Annotated in this window: 19 protein-coding genes; all 19 read left to right on the forward strand. The window is 28.4% G+C overall.

The window, feature by feature from the left end:
* Positions 1-499: 499 nt before the first annotated feature.
* The 19 genes from sigK to Q0G30_RS01530 all read left to right on the forward strand — a co-directional run bounded on the left by sigK (position 500) and on the right by Q0G30_RS01530 (position 18,999).
* On the forward strand, positions 500-1,195 hold the full coding sequence (gene sigK, locus Q0G30_RS01440; RefSeq protein WP_294385551.1) for an RNA polymerase sporulation sigma factor SigK: 696 nt from the start codon (positions 500-502) through the stop codon (positions 1,193-1,195).
* A gap of 104 nt (positions 1,196-1,299) precedes the next feature.
* Positions 1,300-2,355, forward strand: a complete 1,056-nt coding sequence (locus tag Q0G30_RS01445) for a type IV pilus twitching motility protein PilT (RefSeq protein ID WP_294385554.1) — start codon at positions 1,300-1,302, stop codon at positions 2,353-2,355.
* A 406-nt stretch (positions 2,356-2,761) separates the two neighbouring features.
* Positions 2,762-3,877, forward strand: a complete 1,116-nt coding sequence (gene ftsZ / locus Q0G30_RS01450; protein ID WP_294385556.1) for a cell division protein FtsZ — start codon at positions 2,762-2,764, stop codon at positions 3,875-3,877.
* Positions 3,878-4,133: 256 nt separating this feature from the next.
* Positions 4,134-4,937 carry a sigma-E processing peptidase SpoIIGA gene (locus tag Q0G30_RS01455; RefSeq protein WP_294385558.1) on the forward strand — a complete coding sequence of 268 codons (804 nt, stop codon included), beginning with the start codon at positions 4,134-4,136 and terminating at the stop codon, positions 4,935-4,937.
* Positions 4,938-4,953: 16 nt separating this feature from the next.
* Positions 4,954-5,661: an RNA polymerase sporulation sigma factor SigE gene (gene sigE, locus Q0G30_RS01460; protein ID WP_294385560.1), complete on the forward strand. Its 708-nt coding sequence runs from the start codon at positions 4,954-4,956 to the stop codon at positions 5,659-5,661.
* Positions 5,662-5,742: 81 nt separating this feature from the next.
* A complete protein-coding gene (sigG, locus tag Q0G30_RS01465) occupies positions 5,743-6,516 on the forward strand; it encodes an RNA polymerase sporulation sigma factor SigG (protein WP_294385563.1) in 774 nt (257 codons plus the stop codon).
* Positions 6,517-6,629: 113 nt separating this feature from the next.
* The gene (locus tag Q0G30_RS01470) at positions 6,630-6,908 is read left to right on the forward strand and encodes a YlmC/YmxH family sporulation protein (RefSeq protein WP_294385564.1); all 279 of its coding nucleotides are present in this window, start codon (positions 6,630-6,632) and stop codon (positions 6,906-6,908) included.
* Positions 6,909-6,968: 60 nt separating this feature from the next.
* Entirely contained in the window at positions 6,969-7,427 is a 459-nt protein-coding gene (nrdR, locus tag Q0G30_RS01475) for a transcriptional regulator NrdR (protein ID WP_294386020.1), read from the forward strand.
* 153 nt (positions 7,428-7,580) lie between these two features.
* Entirely contained in the window at positions 7,581-8,318 is a 738-nt protein-coding gene (gene pgeF / locus Q0G30_RS01480) for a peptidoglycan editing factor PgeF (RefSeq protein ID WP_294385567.1), read from the forward strand.
* An 18-nt stretch (positions 8,319-8,336) separates the two neighbouring features.
* Positions 8,337-9,032, forward strand: a complete 696-nt coding sequence (locus tag Q0G30_RS01485; RefSeq protein WP_294385570.1) for a response regulator transcription factor — start codon at positions 8,337-8,339, stop codon at positions 9,030-9,032.
* A 6-nt stretch (positions 9,033-9,038) separates the two neighbouring features.
* Complete coding sequence (locus tag Q0G30_RS01490) at positions 9,039-10,718, forward strand: ATP-binding protein (RefSeq protein WP_294385572.1); 1,680 nt, start codon at positions 9,039-9,041, stop codon at positions 10,716-10,718.
* Between the two features lie 249 nt (positions 10,719-10,967).
* Positions 10,968-11,813, forward strand: a complete 846-nt coding sequence (locus Q0G30_RS01495; protein ID WP_294385576.1) for a phosphate ABC transporter substrate-binding protein — start codon at positions 10,968-10,970, stop codon at positions 11,811-11,813.
* 91 nt (positions 11,814-11,904) lie between these two features.
* Complete coding sequence (gene pstC, locus Q0G30_RS01500; RefSeq protein ID WP_294385577.1) at positions 11,905-12,798, forward strand: phosphate ABC transporter permease subunit PstC; 894 nt, start codon at positions 11,905-11,907, stop codon at positions 12,796-12,798.
* A gap of 2 nt (positions 12,799-12,800) precedes the next feature.
* A complete protein-coding gene (gene pstA, locus Q0G30_RS01505) occupies positions 12,801-13,625 on the forward strand; it encodes a phosphate ABC transporter permease PstA (protein ID WP_294385579.1) in 825 nt (274 codons plus the stop codon).
* A 101-nt stretch (positions 13,626-13,726) separates the two neighbouring features.
* Positions 13,727-14,491 carry a phosphate ABC transporter ATP-binding protein PstB gene (gene pstB, locus Q0G30_RS01510; protein WP_294385581.1) on the forward strand — a complete coding sequence of 255 codons (765 nt, stop codon included), beginning with the start codon at positions 13,727-13,729 and terminating at the stop codon, positions 14,489-14,491.
* A gap of 28 nt (positions 14,492-14,519) precedes the next feature.
* Positions 14,520-15,176, forward strand: a complete 657-nt coding sequence (gene phoU / locus Q0G30_RS01515; RefSeq protein ID WP_294385584.1) for a phosphate signaling complex protein PhoU — start codon at positions 14,520-14,522, stop codon at positions 15,174-15,176.
* Between the two features lie 171 nt (positions 15,177-15,347).
* A complete protein-coding gene (locus tag Q0G30_RS01520; RefSeq protein ID WP_294385586.1) occupies positions 15,348-16,685 on the forward strand; it encodes a DUF512 domain-containing protein in 1,338 nt (445 codons plus the stop codon).
* Positions 16,685-18,004, forward strand: a complete 1,320-nt coding sequence (gene der / locus Q0G30_RS01525) for a ribosome biogenesis GTPase Der (RefSeq protein WP_294385587.1) — start codon at positions 16,685-16,687, stop codon at positions 18,002-18,004. The genes Q0G30_RS01520 and der overlap by 1 nt, the downstream gene beginning before the upstream one ends.
* 2 nt (positions 18,005-18,006) lie before the next feature.
* Positions 18,007-18,999 carry an NAD(P)H-dependent glycerol-3-phosphate dehydrogenase gene (locus tag Q0G30_RS01530; RefSeq protein ID WP_294385590.1) on the forward strand — a complete coding sequence of 331 codons (993 nt, stop codon included), beginning with the start codon at positions 18,007-18,009 and terminating at the stop codon, positions 18,997-18,999.
* Positions 19,000-19,084 lie beyond the last annotated feature (85 nt).

A 19,084-nucleotide genomic window follows, 5' to 3' on the forward strand; every position in this document is an offset into this window, starting at 1 on the left:
CTTAGGTCTGCAATTTAAAAGCGAAAAACCTATAAAGTTAATGTTCTGTGCTATAAATTATTTTGATAGAATAATTAACTTTTAATTTAATGAGTCTTATTTTAGCCAGGTTAAAATACTTTTAGTTAATAGTTTGTCATATAACATGTAGCAAAAGATATTAACTATAAGGGTGAGGTTATAAGTAGTTATGTGAGAAAAGAAAAAATGAAATATTAATTTGGAATGACCATTAAAATTAAGCCGTAGAATTTAATAATTGATGGAGTAAAGTTGCGTAAAGAAGTTTTTACTGTTTGAGCTAACAGCGAGTTTAAAAACTTTAGCAAACTTTACGGAATTAATTATATAAATTCTAGGTGAAAATTTCACGGTTACTGGAAAATAAATATTTCATTTTTCGCTTCCACGTGTTGTAAAGAAAATTAATTTAAATTCTTTAAGCAATATTTTCAAAAACTATCATATTATATAATAAGCACTACTAGGAGGAAGCTTAGTGATAGTTATTGGTAATATATTAGAATTGTTGTGTACTAATGTATTTTTAACTGGCTATATTTCAGGTAACAATACGTTTCCGCAGCCCTTGGACGAAAAAGAAGAGCGGAAATATTTAGAACTGTTAAAGGCTGGTGATAAAAAGGCTAAAGGCGTTTTAATAGAAAGAAACCTTAGATTAGTTGCACATATTGTGAAAAAATATCAAATACCTAATAAGGATATAGATGAACTTATATCTATTGGTACAGTAGGGTTAATTAAGGCTATTGATTCATTTGATGCATCAAAGGGTACAAGATTAGCTACATATGCATCTAGATGCATTGAAAATGAAATTTTAATGTTGTTTAGAAGTAGTAAAAAGCAAAAGGGGGAAACTTTTCTTCATGATCCAATTGGAGTTGATAAAGAGGGGAATGAAATAAGTTTAATAGATGTGTTAAGCAGCGATAAAGACTCTGTTATTGATAAGGTTGAAACTAACATACAAATTAAAGCTTTGTACTCGAAAATAAATACTTCTTTAAATGAGAGAGAAGGAGAAATTATTAAAATGAGATATGGGCTAATTGATGGAAAATGTAAAACACAAAGAGAAATTGCAAGTTTGCTTGGAATATCAAGATCTTATGTTTCTAGAATAGAGAAAAAGGCGTTGAAAAAGCTTAAAAAAGAGTTAACTTTTAAGTAAGTAATAACCATATGTTCCAAAAAAGTTGAAATATAAGCTTTATTTTACTAAAATAGAATTAATTATACTTATAGATAAAATATAATATAATAGGGAGAGATAAAATGTATTTATTAAAGGAACTATTAAGTAAAACCATAGAAATGAATGCTTCAGATTTGCATTTAACAGTTGGAATACCACCTACTATAAGATGCAATGAAAAACTTATTCAAATTGGTGATAATAAATTGTTACCTAAAGATATGGAGGAGTTTTCTAAAGAGATCTTAGGTGAAAAATATGATGAATATTTAAAAATTGGTGAGTTTGATACATCTTATTCTGTTCAAGGAATAGGTAGATTTAGAGTAAATGTTTTTAAACAGAGAAATAGTGATGCTATAGCAATAAGAGTTATTGCACTTAAAATACCTACGTTAGATGAATTAAATTATCCAACGGTACTTAAAGAAATAGTTAATAAAAAGAGAGGTCTTGTATTAGTAACAGGACCAACAGGAAGCGGAAAAAGTACAACTTTAGCTGCTATGATAAATGAAATTAATAAAACGAGACAAGCTCATATAATAACATTAGAAGATCCTATTGAATACTTACACAAGCATAATAAATGTATAATAAATCAAAGAGAAATTGGAAAAGATAGTAGAAGTTATAAAAATGCATTAAAAGCAATTTTAAGAGAAGATCCAGATGTTATTCTAGTAGGTGAAATGAGAGATTTAGAAACAATTTCTATAGCTATTACAGCTGCAGAAACTGGACATTTAGTTTTTTCAACATTACACACTATTGGAGCAACTAAGACAATCGATAGAATAATAGATGTATTTCCACCACACCAACAGCAACAAGTGAAAATTCAGCTAGCATCAGTATTGCAAGCAGTTATATCACAACAATTATTGCCTAATATACATGGTGATGGAAGAATAGGTGCCCTTGAGGTTATGGTTACAACTCCAGGAATTCAAAACTTAATTAGAGAAGGAAAAACATATCAAATTGAATCGGCTATTCAAACGGGAAATAAATATGGTATGAAGACTATGGATATGTCAATTTGTGAGCTATATAAAAAAGGTGTTATTTCTATGGATACCGCATTAACTTATGCAGTTGACAGAGAGATTTTAAAAAGAATGATAACCTTATAAGAAATTAGATGAGCGTAAATCTTTACGCTCTTTTATATTATAAAATTTAAAAAAAATGTTAAAAAATAGAGGGATTTTCTAGTATACGTTGAATTATATTTATGATAGAATTAAAATATGTTATTAGATATTAATAATAGTATAATATATTAATAATAAAATTTAATAGTAAGCTAACTAAGATAAATTGGAAAATTTAGATACTTATTTTTTACAAAAGTGAAGAAATCATTACAAAATTCTTCAACAAATAGCAATTTGCTATTGTTAACATATATTTAATGATGTAAAATTAAAGTACGAAATAATTTTTAATTTTAAAGTATAGTTAAAAAATGAATTAGTGAAGTTAATTTTATGAAAGTATTTAAATTACTAATAGAGAGAGTTTTAAGGAGGAGTTATTTTGTTAGATTTTGAATTAGATATGCAAGAATTAACTAATATAAAGGTAATAGGCTGTGGTGGTGGCGGTGGTAATGCCGTTAACAGAATGATAATTGAAGGGTTAAAGAATGTTGAGTTTATTGTTGTAAATACAGATAAGCAAGCATTATTACTTTCTCAAGCAAATACAAAGATCCAAATAGGTGAAAAACTTACTAAAGGTCTTGGTGCTGGAGCTAATCCTGAAATTGGGAAGAAGGCGGCTGAAGAAAGTAGAGAAGAAATAGCAGAGGCAATAAAAGGAGCTAATATGGTATTTATAACTGCTGGTATGGGTGGTGGAACTGGTACAGGTGCTGCTCCAGTAGTTGCTGAAATCGCTAAGTCTATGAATATCCTAACAGTAGGTGTAGTTACTAAGCCTTTCCCATTTGAAGGAAAGAGAAGAATGAGACATGCTGAAATGGGGTTAGAAAACTTAAAGCAACATGTTGATACATTAGTTATAATTCCTAATGAAAAACTTTTAGCTATGGCAGATAAGAAAACGACATTATTAGATTCTTTCAAATTAGCAGATGGAGTTCTAAGACAAGGTGTACAAGCAATATCTGACCTTATTACAATTCCAGGGGTAGTTAATGCTGACTTTGCTGATATTGAAACAGTAATGAAAGATAAAGGATTAGCTCATATGGGAGTTGGTTACGGAAAAGGTGATAATAAGGCACAAGATGCAGTTAGACAAGCGATATCATCTCCATTATTAGAAACTTCTATTGATGGTGCAACAGGAGTTATAATTAACTTTACAGGTGGAGTAGATTTAGGTGCTATAGAAGTTTATGAAGCAGCTGAAATTGTTAGAGAAGCTGCGGATGTAGATGCTAATATTATATTCGGAGCAGTTATTGATGAAAGTTTAAATGATGAAATTAGATTAACTGTAATTGCAACTGGCTTTGAAGAAGATAATGGTAATTTAGTATCAAGTGCTAGTGAACCTAGAATTGAACCAAAACCAGTTGAACCAATAAAGAAGGAAGAAGAACCTACAACATCTCATACTGATCCATTATTAGATTTAGATAGAGAAAGTGTAAATATTCCAAGTTTCTTAAGATCAAGAAAATAATTAAGTTTAATTAATATAAATAGATAGATTATGTAAATAAGTTTTACGTAATCTATCTATTTTTTATTTCTAAAAATATTTATATTATTCCCATAAAGAGACAGAAAAAAAGAAATAAAAAAATAATAAAATTTATAAGGAAAAAATAGGTATAAAATGTAAAAAAACTTGGTTTAAAACTTGGTTTGAACTCCTTCAATATGACAAAAAAATTTTTCATATAAAGGTATAATTTATATATTAAGGAGGTGAGTATATGGAAGTTTATATTGATATATATTTATTGGAAAATATAATAATCAATTTATTTTTATTGTTACTTACTTTTAAGTTATTAAGAATTAATTATAAGAAAAGAAATGTATATTTAGCAGCTTTATTAGGAGGGATATACGGATTAGTTATTTTTTGTAATGTAAAGATTTTTAGTTCTATAGGAATAAAGATGTTAGTTCCATCAATCATGATATATATTTCTATGGAGAAAAGAAATTTAAAATTTGTTTTTAAATCGCTGGTAGTATTTTTTATGTTAGCCTTTATGCTAAGTGGTATATGTTTTGGAATGATACAAATGCAAAATACATATTTAATCGGGCAAGAGTTTGTTATTAAAAATAATTCAGCAAGTTTTATAGTTTTATCTGTAGCTATTATTTTTATTTTTACAACTCGAATTGTAGATTTACTTAAGGATAGAGCAATGGTAAAAAACTTTTTATATGATATATATATTACAGAGGGGACAAGAACAGTACTAGTTAAGGGATTTTTAGATACAGGAAATGAATTAAGAGAGCCAGTAACTAATTTGCCTTGTATAATAGTTGAAAATACTTATTTTAATCAATTTGAAATAGCTGATGATAAAAAGTTTATTATAAAATATGACACAATTAATGAAGTGGGTGAAGTGAAAGGCTTTAAGGGACAGAATATTATGATTAGAAATGAAGAAGAAAATAGTTGGACAAGGGTAGAAGCTATAGTATGTGGTTGTGAAAGGAAATTAAGTAAGGAAGATGAATTTCAAGCCTTATTATCAAGAGGTATAGTATAGGAGGGGTAAAATAGGTATGGGCAAATTAATTTTATTTTTGAATAAATTCTTATCTAAATTTAATATTTTTAGAAAAAGAGTAGATTATATAGGTGGTAATGATGCTTTACCACCACCACTTAAAAAAGATGAAGAAGAACAGTTAGTAGACAAATTAAGCACTGGTGGAGAAGCAGTTAGAAATACACTTATAGAAAGGAATTTAAGGCTTGTTGTATATATAGCAAGAAAATTTGAAAATACAGGTGTAGGAGTTGAAGATTTAATCTCAGTTGGAACTATAGGATTAATTAAGGCAGTAAATACTTTTAATCCAGAAAAGAAAATTAAATTAGCTACTTATGCATCAAGATGTATTGAAAATGAAATACTAATGTACTTAAGAAGAAATAGTAAGGTAAAGGCAGAAGTATCATTTTATGAACCATTAAATATAGATTGGGATGGAAATGAATTGTTATTATCTGATATTTTAGGAACAGAAAACGATACTGTATATAATTTAATTGAAGATGAAGTAGATAAGCAATTATTATTTTTAGCCTTAAGAAATTTAAATGATAGAGAAAAAGAAATAGTTAGATTAAGGTTTGGACTTTCTGGAAATAGTGAAAAGACTCAAAAAGAAGTTGCAGACATTCTTGGAATATCTCAATCATATATTTCTAGATTAGAAAAGAAAATAATAAATAGATTGAAAAAAGAAATAAATAAAATGATTTAGGTTGTCTTTAGTATAAAAGAATCCTCTAACGGAAATAATTTAAAATGCAGTATGTTATTACTTCTGAAGGAGTGATTAACTTTGATCGTTAACAAAGTTGAGATTTGTGGAGTAAATACTTCAAAATTACCAGTACTAAAGGAAAAGGAAAAAAGAGAGCTTTTATTAAAGATGAGAAGTGGAGACACACAAGCAAGAGAAACTTTTATTAAGGGGAATTTAAGGTTAGTTTTAAGTGTTATTCAAAGGTTTAATAATAGAGGGGAAAATGTAGATGACTTATTCCAGGTAGGATGTATTGGATTAATGAAATCCATAGATAATTTTGATTTATCACAAAATGTTAAGTTTTCTACATATGCTGTACCTATGATAATAGGTGAAATAAGAAGGTATTTAAGAGATAATAACTCTATTAGAGTAAGTAGATCTTTAAGAGATGTTGCTTATAAGGCTTTACTTGTGCGTGACAAACTTATTAAGGATAATAATAAAGAACCAACAGTTTCTCAAATTGCTAAAGAATTAAATATACCAAGAGAAGAAGTAGTTTTTGCCTTAGATGCCATCCAAGATCCAGTTTCTTTATTTGAACCAATTTATCATGATGGTGGTGATGCTATTTATGTAATGGATCAAATTAGTGATTCTAAAAATAGTGATGATAGTTGGTTAGAAAATATATCTATAAAAGAAGCCATGAAAAAGTTAAATGATAGAGAAAAATTAATTTTAACATTAAGATTTTTTAATGGTAGAACACAAATGGAAGTTGCAGATGAAATTGGTATATCTCAAGCTCAAGTTTCAAGGCTAGAAAAGACAGCATTAAAACACATGAGAAAGTATGTATAGGACCTAAAGGGTCCTTTTTTTTGTTTTAAATTATTTTAATAAAATAAGATATAGTATCATATATATAATTATGGTAAATGATCTAAATACATATTTAAGGGGTGGAGATATTTATGGAAGAGGATTTAATTTTATATTCAGTAAATGCTATAAGAAGTATGGAAGTTGTGGATGTATCAACAGGAAGTAAATTAGGATATGTTAGAGATTACAAAATTGATTTATCTACTAATAGAGTAGTTTCTTTGTTTTTACCATCTAACTCAAAAGGGTGGTTCTCAAGAGAAGAGGATATAGAAATACCATGGGAAAAGGTGGTTAAGATAGGTGTTGATGTATTAATTGTTGATGCTTCTGGTATACAATTACCTACAGATGAAAATAAAATATAGAATAAAATAAAAAAAGATTGTATAATACAAATATAACTATAGGAGAAAGGCGTGGTTTGTTTGAAGTGTCCTTTTTGTTTTTTTGATGAAAGTAAAGTTGTAGATTCAAGATCTACAGATGATAATACAACAATTAGAAGAAGAAGAGAATGTACTAGTTGTGGAAGAAGATATACTACATATGAAAAAGTTGAAGATATTCCAATTTTAGTAGTGAAAAGAGATTTAACAAGAGAAAATTTTAATCGAGAAAAGATTGTAAATGGACTTATTATTGCTTGTCAAAAGAGACCTATTTCTAGAAAACAAATAGAAGAATTAGCTGAAGATATTGAAAAAAGTATTTCAAATAATATGCTTACTGAAGTTGATTCTAGTTCTATTGGGGAAATGGTTATGGATAGATTAAAAGCTATAGATGAAGTTTCATATGTAAGATTTGCATCTGTATATAGAGAGTTTAAGGATATCAATACATTCTTAGATGAAATTAAAGGATTGATGACCAATAAAAATTAATTAGACTGCCTAAAGGGCAGTCTTTTTTATGATATAATTATTATTGATTAAATGTATACCTAAAGTTAAAATCATGTTAAAAAATATATATGGTAAATGGTAAAAACACATGTTAAATGGTAAAATACATTTAGGAAAATTTAGAGGTGGATTATGAAGATTTTAAATGTTAATGATTTTAAGAAATTTAAAGATTTTTGGGTATTAGAAGGTGAAAAGGTTAATGTTATATTTTCTAATGCGAAAATGAATAGAAGCTTTAATAGACACACAGATGAAGGGGTTAATAATTTACTATCACTTAAAGGCGATTTTGCGGTTGATGAAGTTCAGTATATAAAACAAATACATAGTGATAAAGTGTTAGTTTATGATAAAGAACAAAAAGATTTTATTGAAAATGAAGGAGATGCCATAGTTACTAAAGAAAAATCAGTAATTATTGGAGCTTTTACTGCTGATTGTGTTCCTGTAATACTAGTTGATGAAAGTACATCTACTATAGCAGCAATACATAGTGGGTGGAAGGGAACTTTTAATGATATAACTAAGAATGCTGCAGAAAAGATGATAAATGAATTTAATTGTGATGTATCTAATATAAAAGCATATATAGGGCCTCATATTAGACAATGTTGTTATGAAGTTTCAGAGGATCTAAAGGAGAAATTTATTAACAAGTTTAATGTACCTAGTGAAAAACTTTTTAAGGGTAGAAATTTAAGTATGGAGTTATGTATTGAAGAAGATTTAAAGTCTTTAGGTATTAAGGATGAGAATATTTATTCTTTTGCTTTATGTACTCATTGCGAAAAAGAAAACAAGCTTTTTTCTTATAGAAGAAGCAATGGAACATATGGAAGATTATTTTCATTTTCATATATTAAATAAATTATTGGGGTGATAGAAATGGCTAATGAAAAAATATTAGTAGTAGATGATGAAGAACATATTGCAGAACTTATAAATTACAATTTAACTAATAACGGATATAAAGTAATTATAGCCAATAATGGAATTGATGCTGTAAAAGTTGCAATTGAAGAAAAGCCAAGTTTAATTTTATTAGATTTAATGATACCAGGAAAAGATGGATATGATGTTTGCAAAGAGATTAGGAGTAATAGTGAAATTAGAAACACTCCAATAATAATGCTTACTGCAAAAAGTGAAGAGTTTGATAAAATATTAGGTTTAGAGCTTGGTGCAGATGATTATATTACTAAGCCTTTTTCAGTAAGAGAATTACTTGCAAGAGTAAAAGCCGTATTAAGAAGAGTTTCTATTGTAGAGCCTGAAAATAATATATTAACTTTTGGAGATTTAGTGGCTGACTTTGATAAAAGAGAAATTCTTATTAAAGATAAAAAACTAGATTTAACACTTAAGGAGTTTGAGCTTCTTGAAATTTTAATTAGAAATAAAGGAAAAATTTTAACAAGGGATACTTTGCTAGATAAAATATGGGGATATGAATATATAGGTGAAACAAGAACTGTAGATGTTCATATAAGATATTTAAGAAAGAAAATAGAGGCAGATGATAAAAATCCTAAATTTATTGAAACTATAAGAGGAGTAGGGTATAGGTTTAACCCTAACTAGTATTTTATGAAAAAACGTATTATAACATCAGTAGTAATTACAGTTATATTTGCATTGATCATAGTGACAAGTGCCTTTATTACATTAGTAGATATAAATACTATAAATGATGCCAAGGAAGCATTATCTATATATAATGTGTGTTTTTCAAAAGAAGATTATACTAATGAGGATTTATCTATATATAAATTTAAGGGGAATTCCGTTAGATTTACTGTAGTAAATAAAGATGGAGATGTAATATTTGATAATGAGACATCAGATTTAGAAAATCATAAAGACAGACAGGAAATTATAGATGCATTTAACAATGGTACTGGAAGTAGTGTTAGATTTAGTAATACATTATCCGCAAATATGGTTTATTATGCAACTAAGATAAATGATAATATGGTTATTAGAAGTTCTGTTCCTATTAATAATATAAAGGTATTTACTTTAGGAACGCTAAAATATTATTTTGCTATTGTAATAGGGGTATTTTTACTGTCATTAGTATTGTCAGTGAAATTAGTTAAGATAATTGTATATCCCATTAAAGAGCTTGAAAAAATCACTGCTAAAATTGCAAATGGTAATTTAAATAAGAGAGCTATTATTGGAAATTATGATGAAATTGGTTTGTTAGCACAAACATTTAATAATATGGCAGATCAGTTAGAAATTAAAATAAATGACTCCCTAGACAAACAAAATAAGCTTGAGGCTATACTTGAAAGTATGGAAAGTGGAGTAATAGCAGTAGATAATAATGAAAATATAATATTAAGCAATCCATATTCTAAAAAATTATTTGACTTACAGGGGGATGTAATAGGTAAGAAGATATCATCCTGTATTATTGATTATGATTTAATTAATTTTATAAGAGAAGTTCCTGATATAGGCTCAAGAGAGATAAGGTTATTTCATCCGATAGAAAAAGAAATAAGAGTAAAAAAGGCACCTATTATAAGTGGAACAAAAAATCAAATAGGTATAGTAATAGTGCTTCAGGACATTACAGATATTAAACGTCTTGAAAATATGAGAAGTGAATTTGTTGCTAATGTTTCTCATGAGCTGAAAACACCATTGACATCAATTAAAGGCTTTTCTGAAACTTTAAGATATGTTGATGACTCTGAAACTAAGAATAAATTTTTAAATATCATTGATAAAGAAGCTGAAAGATTAACTAATTTAATTAGTGATATTTTAGTGCTTTCTAACATTGAAAATCTTCATAAGATGGATAATAGTAACTTTAGTCCAAGAGAGGTAATAGAAAATATAATTGATATAGTAAAAAAACAAGCAGATAAAAAGCAAATTAATATAAAATTTATAAATGAATTTAATAATGATATTATTGGAAGTAAGGATAAGTTCCATCAATTAGCTTTAAATTTAATAGAAAATGCTATCAAGTATTCTAATGAAAATGGAAATGTTAAAATACTTATAACATCTAATAATGGATATTTTATTTTTAAAGTAATAGATGATGGTATAGGAATTCCTAAAGGTGATATTCCAAGGATTTTTGAAAGGTTTTATAGAGTAGATAAATCAAGATCTACAAGAGGAACAGGACTTGGACTTGCAATTGTTAAACATATTGTTAAATTATTTAACGGTGATATAACAGTTGATTCTGAAGTGGGTGTGGGAAGCACATTTACCGTAAAGATTAAAAATGAATAATAAATTTAATAATAAAATATAAGAAAATGGTAAATAAAAATAAGGTAAAGATATTTAAAATATTTTTATCTTATTTTTTTTTGATAATATTATTTCTTCTCTTACAAAAAATATACATATTTAACCTTGTTTTAACATTTCTCTAACGTTATTTAACTTTTAAGTAATATTACTTTAACTTTAGAGGAATAATATTATTTGTGTAAGGTATATGAATAAAAATTCATTTATGAAAATGGAGGAATAAAAATGAGAAGTAAAAAATTGAAGTTAATGGTAGGAGCATTATTAGTAACTATGATAGGCGCAACATTTGTAGGATGTGGATCAAATGAAGATAATAATAAAGCTTCTAATGGTGACTCAGTAACAATTTCAATCTCAGGATCAACTTCAGTAGGACCATTAATGGAAAAGATTCAAGAAAAATATGAAGAAGAGAATAGTAATGTAACATTAGAGATACAACAAAATGGTTCAGGAGCTGGAATAAAAGATGTTATATCAGGTATTTCAGAAATAGGAATGTCTTCAAGAGAATTAAAAGATGAGGAAAAGACATCTGTCCAAGGAACAACAGTAGCATATGATGGAATTGCTTTATTAGTAAATCCCAATAATCCAGTTAAGAACATATCTTTAGACGATGTTAGAAAAATATATACAGGAGAAATTACTAACTGGAAAGAGCTTGGTGGAAAAGATTCACCAATAGTTGTAGTTTCAAGAGAAGAGGGTTCAGGAACAAGAGATGCATTTCAAGAAATAGTTGGTTATAAATCAGAAGAGTTGAAAAAGGATGCTACAATTTCAGATGGTAGTGGAGCTGTTAAAACTACTGTTGCTGGAAATGAAAATGCAATTGGATTTGCTTCTTTTGAATATATTGATAACACTGTGAGCGCATTAAGTGTTAATGATGTAGAACCAACAGCTGAAAATGTTAAGGCTGGACAATATAAAATTTCAAGACCATTTATATTAGTAACTAAAGAAGATACGTTAACAGAAGAAGGACAAAAATTAATTGACTTTGTATTAAGTAATGAAGGCCAACAAATAGTAGAAGAAAATAAATTAATAACTATAGATTAGTTTTAATTCAATTGTAAAGGTGCCTCGGGTATTGAGGCATTTTTACTATATAAATAAATTAAAGTGTGTTATTACCATTAGGAGGACTGAAATGGTAGAGGAAAATAAAAATAATAAAAGTAAATATATTATAGACAAAGTTACAAGAGCCATATTTCTAGTATGTGCACTTATTGCTGTAATAAGTCTAATATTAATAATAGGATTTGTATTTTATAAAGGGCTAAGGCCATTTTTCGCAGAAGGAAAATCATTTACACAATTTATTTTTGGAACCGAATGGTATCCAACATCAGAAAATCAAAAGTATGGAATATTACCAATGATAATAGCATCTATTTATGGTACATTAGGAGCCTTAATAATAGGAGTACCAATAGGGTTATTAACAGCTATTTTTATTGCAGAGGTAGCTCCAAAGGGAGTATCTAAAATTATAATTCCAGCAGTTGAGCTTTTAGCTGGAATACCATCTGTATTATACGGATTATTTGGTTTAGCAATAATAGTTCCTTGGATTCAAAGAACTTTCAATTTACCACAGGGACAAAGTTTATTAGCAGTAATTATTGTATTAGCAGTTATGATGTTACCTACAATAATTTCAGTTTCTACTACTGCTATAAAAGCTGTTCCAAAAAGCTACAAAGAAGGTTCACTAGCACTTGGAGCTTCACATATAGAAACAACATTTAAGGTTGTAGTACCTGCGGCTAAGTCAGGTATACTTGCAGCAATAGTATTAGGATGCGGAAGAGCAATTGGTGAAACAATGGCAATAATTTTAGTTGGAGGTAATTCAGTTCAAATACCAACATCTATTTTTGATAAGGTAAGACCTCTTACAAGTAATATTGCTTTAGAAATGGGATATGCAACACAATCTCATCAAGAGTTGCTATTTGCAACAGGAGTTGTATTATTTGTATTTATCTTACTATTAAACTTAGTAATTTCAAAACTTTCTAGTAAGGAAGGTAAATAAAAATGAGAAAATTTAAAGAAAATATCTTAAAGATATTATTATATTTATCAGCAATAATAACAGTTGGAATCTTAGTATTTATAATAGGATTCATATTTATAAAAGGTTATAAATTAATAAATTTAAATTACTTATTTGGAGAATATAAACCATCAGGTGGTGGTGGAATAAAACCATTTATTATTTCAACATTATATACTGTAGGATTATCATTGCTTATAGCAACACCAATAGGAGTACTTTCAGCTGTTTATTTACAAGAGTATGCAAAGCAAGGAAAGCTTGTAAGAGTAATTAGATATTCAACAGAAGCATTAGCCGGAATACCATCAATAGTTTATGGATTATTTGGAGCAGCATTCTTTGTAAGTGCATTAAAGTTTGGTTATTCGCTTATAGCTGGATCATTAACTCTTTCAATAATTATATTACCAGTAATTATTCGTACAACAGAGGAATCATTAAAAGTAGTTCCACCTTCATATAGAGAAGCTTCATTAGGCCTTGGAGCAACAAGATTCCAAACTTTATATAAAGTAATACTTCCAAGTGCTATACCAGGTATACTTTCAGGTGTAATACTTTCTATGGGACGTGTAATTGGAGAGTCAGCAGCACTTTTCTTAACTGCAGGTACAGTTTATAAGATTCCTAAAAGCATAATGTCAAGTGGTAGAACTTTAACAGTTCATGCATTTCTTGAGACTAAAGAAAAAGGTGATATAGCATCAGCAGCTGCAGCAGGAATAGTTTTAATTGTAATGATTTTAATCTTAAATTTATTAGCTAAATTTATAAGTAAGAAATTTAATAAAGCTAATTATTAAATTTTTAAGGTGTAATAAGTAGTATATAGTTAGTATATAGTTAGTATATATATGAATTAACTATATCTTAAAGAAAACCAGATAGATTTTGAGGTGTAAATATGTCAAGTATAACAAAACCAGAAATTCAAGTTAGAAACTTAGAATTGTTTTATGGTGATAATAAAGCATTAAAAAATATTAACTTAGATATAGAATCAAAAAAAGTTACAGCATTAATAGGACCTTCAGGATGTGGAAAATCTACATTTTTAAGAACCTTAAATAGAATGAATGATTTAATTGAAGGTGTTAAGATTAATGGTGAAATTTTAATAGATGGAAAAGATATATATAAGGAATATGATGAAATAGATCTTAGAAAAAAGGTAGGAATGGTATTCCAAAAACCTAATCCATTCCCTATGTCAATTTATGATAATATAGCTTATGGGCCAAGAATACATGGCATAAAAGATAAAAAGAAATTAGACGAAATAGTTGAAACAAGTTTAAGAGGAGCTGCACTTTTTGATGAAGTAAAAGATAGATTAAAAAAATCAGCATTAGGTCTTTCTGGAGGGCAACAACAAAGATTATGTATAGCTAGAACTATAGCAGTATCTCCAGAAATAATTTTAATGGATGAACCTACATCTGCATTAGATCCAATTTCAACTAACAAAATGGAAGAACTTATGGATCAATTAAAGAAGCAATATACTGTTGTAATTGTTACCCATAATATGCAACAAGCTGGAAGAATTGCTGATAAGACTGCTTTCTTCTTATCTGGAGAGGTTATTGAGTACGGTAAAACCGAGGATATTTTCTATAGACCAAAGGATAAGAGAACCGAGGATTATATAACTGGAAGATTCGGATAAAATTTAATTTGTAATAGGGAGTGAGAGTATGACAAGAAATCTATTAGACAAGAGAATGAAGTTATTAAGAACAGAGCTTGCTGAAATGGGAAGTTTAGTTGAAAAGCAAATATACAATAGTATAGAAGCTTTTAAAAATAAAGATATGGAACTAGTAAAGCAAGTTATGGAAAATGACGATAAGGTCGATGAGTTAAATAGAAAGATTGAAGAACAATGTTTAAAGTTTATGGCCATGGAATCTCCAGTTGCTACAGATTTAAGAAAAATATTTGCAACTTCTAAGATAGTTACAGATTTAGAAAGAATGGCTGATTATGCAGTTGATATATGTAAAATTGCCCAAAGAGTTGAATTAGATGTTTTAGGTGAAGAATGTGACCCTATTTGGCAAATGGTAGATATATTAAGAAAAATGATTAATAAATCTATTGAAGCTTTTGTTGCTGGGAATGTAGATGCAGCTTATGAAATATGCAAGATGGATGATGAGGTTGATATATTATATCGTGGATTATTTAACGATATGTTAAAGAAGATGGTAAAAGATGAAACTATAATAAATAAGGGTGCTCAAATATTATTTGCATCTAAATACCTTGAAAGAGTTGGAGATCATGTAACAAATATTTGTGAATGGATAATTTTTTCTGCAAAAGGTGATTATGTAGACTTAAATGAGTAATAATAAAGGATATGGGGTAACCTATATTCTTTTTTTATCTAATAATTTGAAAAATTAAATATAGATAGTTTAAAATTTAATTTAAGTAATTAACTTAACTGTTAGTTGACTGAATAAAATTATTAGGTTAATATATCATAGAGATGATAGGTAATTATAGGAGTGGACATTATGAAGAATGTAATAACAAGTGTAATGCCTGATAGTATTGCTGAAGAAGTCGGCATTGAAGTAAATGATATTTTATTATCAGTAAATGGAGAAAAGATAGTTGATATTATAGACTACAGGTTTTTAACTAATGATGAAGAAATAGTATTAGAGATACAAAAACCGAATGGAGAGATTTGGGACTATGAAATAGAGAAAGACTATGGAGAAGAGTTAGGTCTTGAATTCGGTGGCGGTATTATGGATAAAGCAAAAAGATGTAGTAATAAATGTATGTTTTGCTTTATAGACCAAAATCCAAAAGGGATGAGAGAAACCCTTTATTTTAAGGATGATGATTCGCGTCTTTCATTCTTACAAGGTAATTTTGTTACTTTAACAAATATGAAGGATGAGGATATAGAAAGAATTATAAGATATAGAATAAGTCCTATAAATATTTCTGTACATACAACAAATCCAGATTTAAGAGTTAAAATGCTTGGAAATAGATTTGCAGGAACAGTATATGAAAGAATGAAGAGGCTTGCAGATGCAGGAATAGAAATGCATTGTCAAATAGTTCTTATACCAGAAGTTAATAATGGAGAAGAATTAAAAAGAACTATTACTGAGTTATATGAATTATATCCAGCAGTTTCAAATATTGCAGTAGTACCAATTGGAGTTACTAAATATAGAGAAGGATTAGTTCAAGTAAAGACATTTACTAAAGAATCAGCAAGAAAAGAATTAGAAATGGTTATGGAGTTCCAAAAGAAATTCATAGAGGAGATAAATGATCCATTTGTAAGATTTTCTGATGAATTTTATTTAGTTTCAGGTATAGATGTACCTGAAGAGAACTTTTATAATGGATATGAGCAAATAGAAGATGGAATTGGTATGATTAGATGCTTTAGAGAAGCTATAAACTATACTGCTCAAGATTTAAATAAAAATATAAAAGGAACTTTTTCAATTCCAACTGGAAAACTTGCTTTTGATGAAGTAAGCAATGGAATGAAGAAGTTGATGGAAGTTAACCCTAATATTAAAATAGATACATATAAAATTATTAATCATTTCTTTGGAGAAACTATAACTGTTGCAGGACTTCTTACAGGGACAGATATAATAGGACAATTAAAAGGAAAGATTAATAGCGAGTACTTAATTATGCCTAATAATATGTTTAGAAAAGGATATGAGCTAGGGCCAGCTGAATATATTATGTTAGATGATACAAAGATAGATGATATAGAAAGAGAATTAGGTGTTAAGGTTCTTGTATGTGATCATACAGGAGAAGATATAGTAAGCATAATAAATGATACATGTCAGGAGGAAGAAGAATAATGGCAAAACCAATAGTAGCTATAGTTGGAAGACCAAATGTAGGTAAATCTACATTATTCAATAAATTAGCAGGAAAAAGAATTTCAATAGTTCAAGATACACCAGGTGTAACAAGAGATAGAGTATATGCAGAAGCTGAATGGCTAAATCATGTTTTCACTATGATTGATACAGGTGGTATAGAGCCAGAAAACCAAGATATAATAGTTAAGCAAATGAGAAGACAAGCAAATATTGCTATAGAAACTGCTGATGTTATAATGTTTGTAGTTGATGGTAAGGAAGGATTAACAGCAGCTGATAATGAAGTTGCTACAATGCTTAGAAAATCAAAGAAGCCAGTTGTATTAGTTGTTAATAAAATTGATAACTTAAAGGACGAAGAAAATGCTTGGGAGTTCTATAACTTAGGGATAGGAGACCCAGTTGCTATATCAGCAGGTCAAGGAAAAGGTCTTGGAGATATGCTTGATATGGTAGTATCTCATTTTGATTCTATAGGAAGCAAAGATGAAGAAGAGGATGACATAAAAATTGCTATGATAGGTAAGCCTAATGTAGGTAAGTCATCATTAATAAATAGATTATTAGGTGAAGATAGATTAATAGTATCTGATATAGCTGGAACTACAAGAGATGCTATAGATAGTAAAATTGAAAACGAATTTGGAAAGTTTACTTTAATTGATACTGCTGGTCTTAGAAGAAAGAGCAAAGTTAAAGAAGAAATTGAAAGATATTCAGTTATTAGAACACTTGCTGCAGTTGAAAGAGCTGATGTTTGTATCTTAATGATAGATGCAACAGAAGGTGTAACAGAGCAAGATGAAAAAATTATAGGATTTGCTCATGAACTAAATAAAGCTATAATGGTTATAGTTAATAAGTGGGATCTTATTGAAAAAGATGATAAGACAATGGATAACTATAAGAAAGATTTACAAAGCAAACTTAAGTTTATAAAGTATGCTAAGTTCTTATTTATATCAGCATTAACAGGTCAAAGAGCTCATAAGGTTCTTGAAATTGCTAAAGAGTGTTATGATAATTATAATAAGAGAGTTGGAACTGGTGTATTAAATGATGTTATTAGTAAAGCTATATTAATGAAAGAACCACCAGTTGTAGCTTTAAAGAGATTAAAAATATACTATGCTACTCAAGTAGCTACAAAACCACCGAAATTTGTATTCTTTGTTAATGATGTAAATGCAAGACATTTCTCATATGAAAGATACTTAGAGAATCAATTAAGAGATAATTTTGATTTCAGTGGAACTGGTATACAAATAGAATATAGGGAGAGAAAGGATAGTTAATTATGAGTAAGGTGACTTTTTTAGGCGGAGGAAGTTTCGGGATTTCTTTAGCTATTTTATTAGCAAACAAAGGAAATACGGTAGCAGTATACGATAGAGATGATGCTGTTGTAGAGGATATTAATGTAAATAGACGAAATGATAAGTTTATTAAGGGATTAGATGTGCCTAAAAATGTTACAGCTTATAATACTTTGGAAGAAGCTGTTGTACATAGTGATTATGTAGTATTAGCTGTTCCATCTCATGTAATAAGAAGCGCTTCTAGAAGTCTTAAAGGATTAATAGATGAAAATATACCTGTAATTTGTATTGCAAAGGGAATTGAAGAAGGTAGTAATAAAACTTTAGTTGAAGTTATTGAAGAGGAAATTCAAAATCCTGTTGTAGTATTATCTGGACCAAGTCATGCAGAAGAAGTTGCATTTAATATTCCAACTACTGTACTGACTTCATCTAAAAATATGAAAGTTGCAGAAGAGATTCAAGATTTATTTATGACTAAAACATTTAGAGTATATACTAATGATGATTTAGTTGGAGTTGAAATAGGAGGAGCAGTAAAAAATATTATTGCTCTTGCAGCTGGAGTATGTGATGGTTTAGGATATGGAGATAATACAAAAGCTGCATTAATGACAAGAGGTATGGCTGAGATAGTAAGAATAGGCACTAAGCTTGGCGGGAAAATTGAAACATTTTTAGGTCTAACTGGTATGGGCGATTTAATAGTTACTTGTACAAGTATGCATTCAAGAAATAGAAAAGCCGGATATTTAATAGGAACTGGTAAAACTAGAGAAGAAGCAGTAGAAGAAGTAGGAATGGTTGTTGAAGGAATAAAGGCTTGTCATGCATTTTATAACTTAAAGGAAAAGTTAGGTGTTGAAATGCCAATAACAGATGCTCTTTACAAAGTTCTTTTTGAAGGTAAAGATGCAAGAAATATGGTTAGAGAATTATTAGAAAGAGATAAAAAAGCTGAAAACTATTAGTGAAAAGGTGAAATCGCAATTTTGTGGTTTCACCTTTTGCTATTAATTTTAAAAATTAATAATACTTTATTTATGTTATTAGGCC

Source organism: uncultured Clostridium sp. (assembly GCF_934754925.1).
In the GTDB taxonomy this organism is placed as follows: domain Bacteria; phylum Bacillota; class Clostridia; order Clostridiales; family Clostridiaceae; genus Clostridium.

What these genes read in the sequence shown, in the direction of transcription:
- Q0G30_RS01445 (WP_294385554.1), top strand. Translation starts at nt 1,300, where the DNA reads ATGTATTTATTAAAGGAACTATTAAGTAAAACCATAGAAATGAATGCT.
- Q0G30_RS01455 (WP_294385558.1), top strand. Translation starts at nt 4,134, where the DNA reads ATGGAAGTTTATATTGATATATATTTATTGGAAAATATAATAATCAAT.
- sigE (WP_294385560.1), top strand. Translation starts at nt 4,954, where the DNA reads ATGGGCAAATTAATTTTATTTTTGAATAAATTCTTATCTAAATTTAAT.
- Q0G30_RS01470 (WP_294385564.1), top strand. Translation starts at nt 6,630, where the DNA reads ATGGAAGAGGATTTAATTTTATATTCAGTAAATGCTATAAGAAGTATG.
- pgeF (WP_294385567.1), top strand. Translation starts at nt 7,581, where the DNA reads ATGAAGATTTTAAATGTTAATGATTTTAAGAAATTTAAAGATTTTTGG.
- Q0G30_RS01485 (WP_294385570.1), top strand. Translation starts at nt 8,337, where the DNA reads ATGGCTAATGAAAAAATATTAGTAGTAGATGATGAAGAACATATTGCA.
- Q0G30_RS01490 (WP_294385572.1), top strand. Translation starts at nt 9,039, where the DNA reads ATGAAAAAACGTATTATAACATCAGTAGTAATTACAGTTATATTTGCA.
- Q0G30_RS01495 (WP_294385576.1), top strand. Translation starts at nt 10,968, where the DNA reads ATGAGAAGTAAAAAATTGAAGTTAATGGTAGGAGCATTATTAGTAACT.
- pstC (WP_294385577.1), top strand. Translation starts at nt 11,905, where the DNA reads ATGGTAGAGGAAAATAAAAATAATAAAAGTAAATATATTATAGACAAA.
- pstA (WP_294385579.1), top strand. Translation starts at nt 12,801, where the DNA reads ATGAGAAAATTTAAAGAAAATATCTTAAAGATATTATTATATTTATCA.
- pstB (WP_294385581.1), top strand. Translation starts at nt 13,727, where the DNA reads ATGTCAAGTATAACAAAACCAGAAATTCAAGTTAGAAACTTAGAATTG.
- phoU (WP_294385584.1), top strand. Translation starts at nt 14,520, where the DNA reads ATGACAAGAAATCTATTAGACAAGAGAATGAAGTTATTAAGAACAGAG.
- Q0G30_RS01520 (WP_294385586.1), top strand. Translation starts at nt 15,348, where the DNA reads ATGAAGAATGTAATAACAAGTGTAATGCCTGATAGTATTGCTGAAGAA.
- der (WP_294385587.1), top strand. Translation starts at nt 16,685, where the DNA reads ATGGCAAAACCAATAGTAGCTATAGTTGGAAGACCAAATGTAGGTAAA.
- Q0G30_RS01530 (WP_294385590.1), top strand. Translation starts at nt 18,007, where the DNA reads ATGAGTAAGGTGACTTTTTTAGGCGGAGGAAGTTTCGGGATTTCTTTA.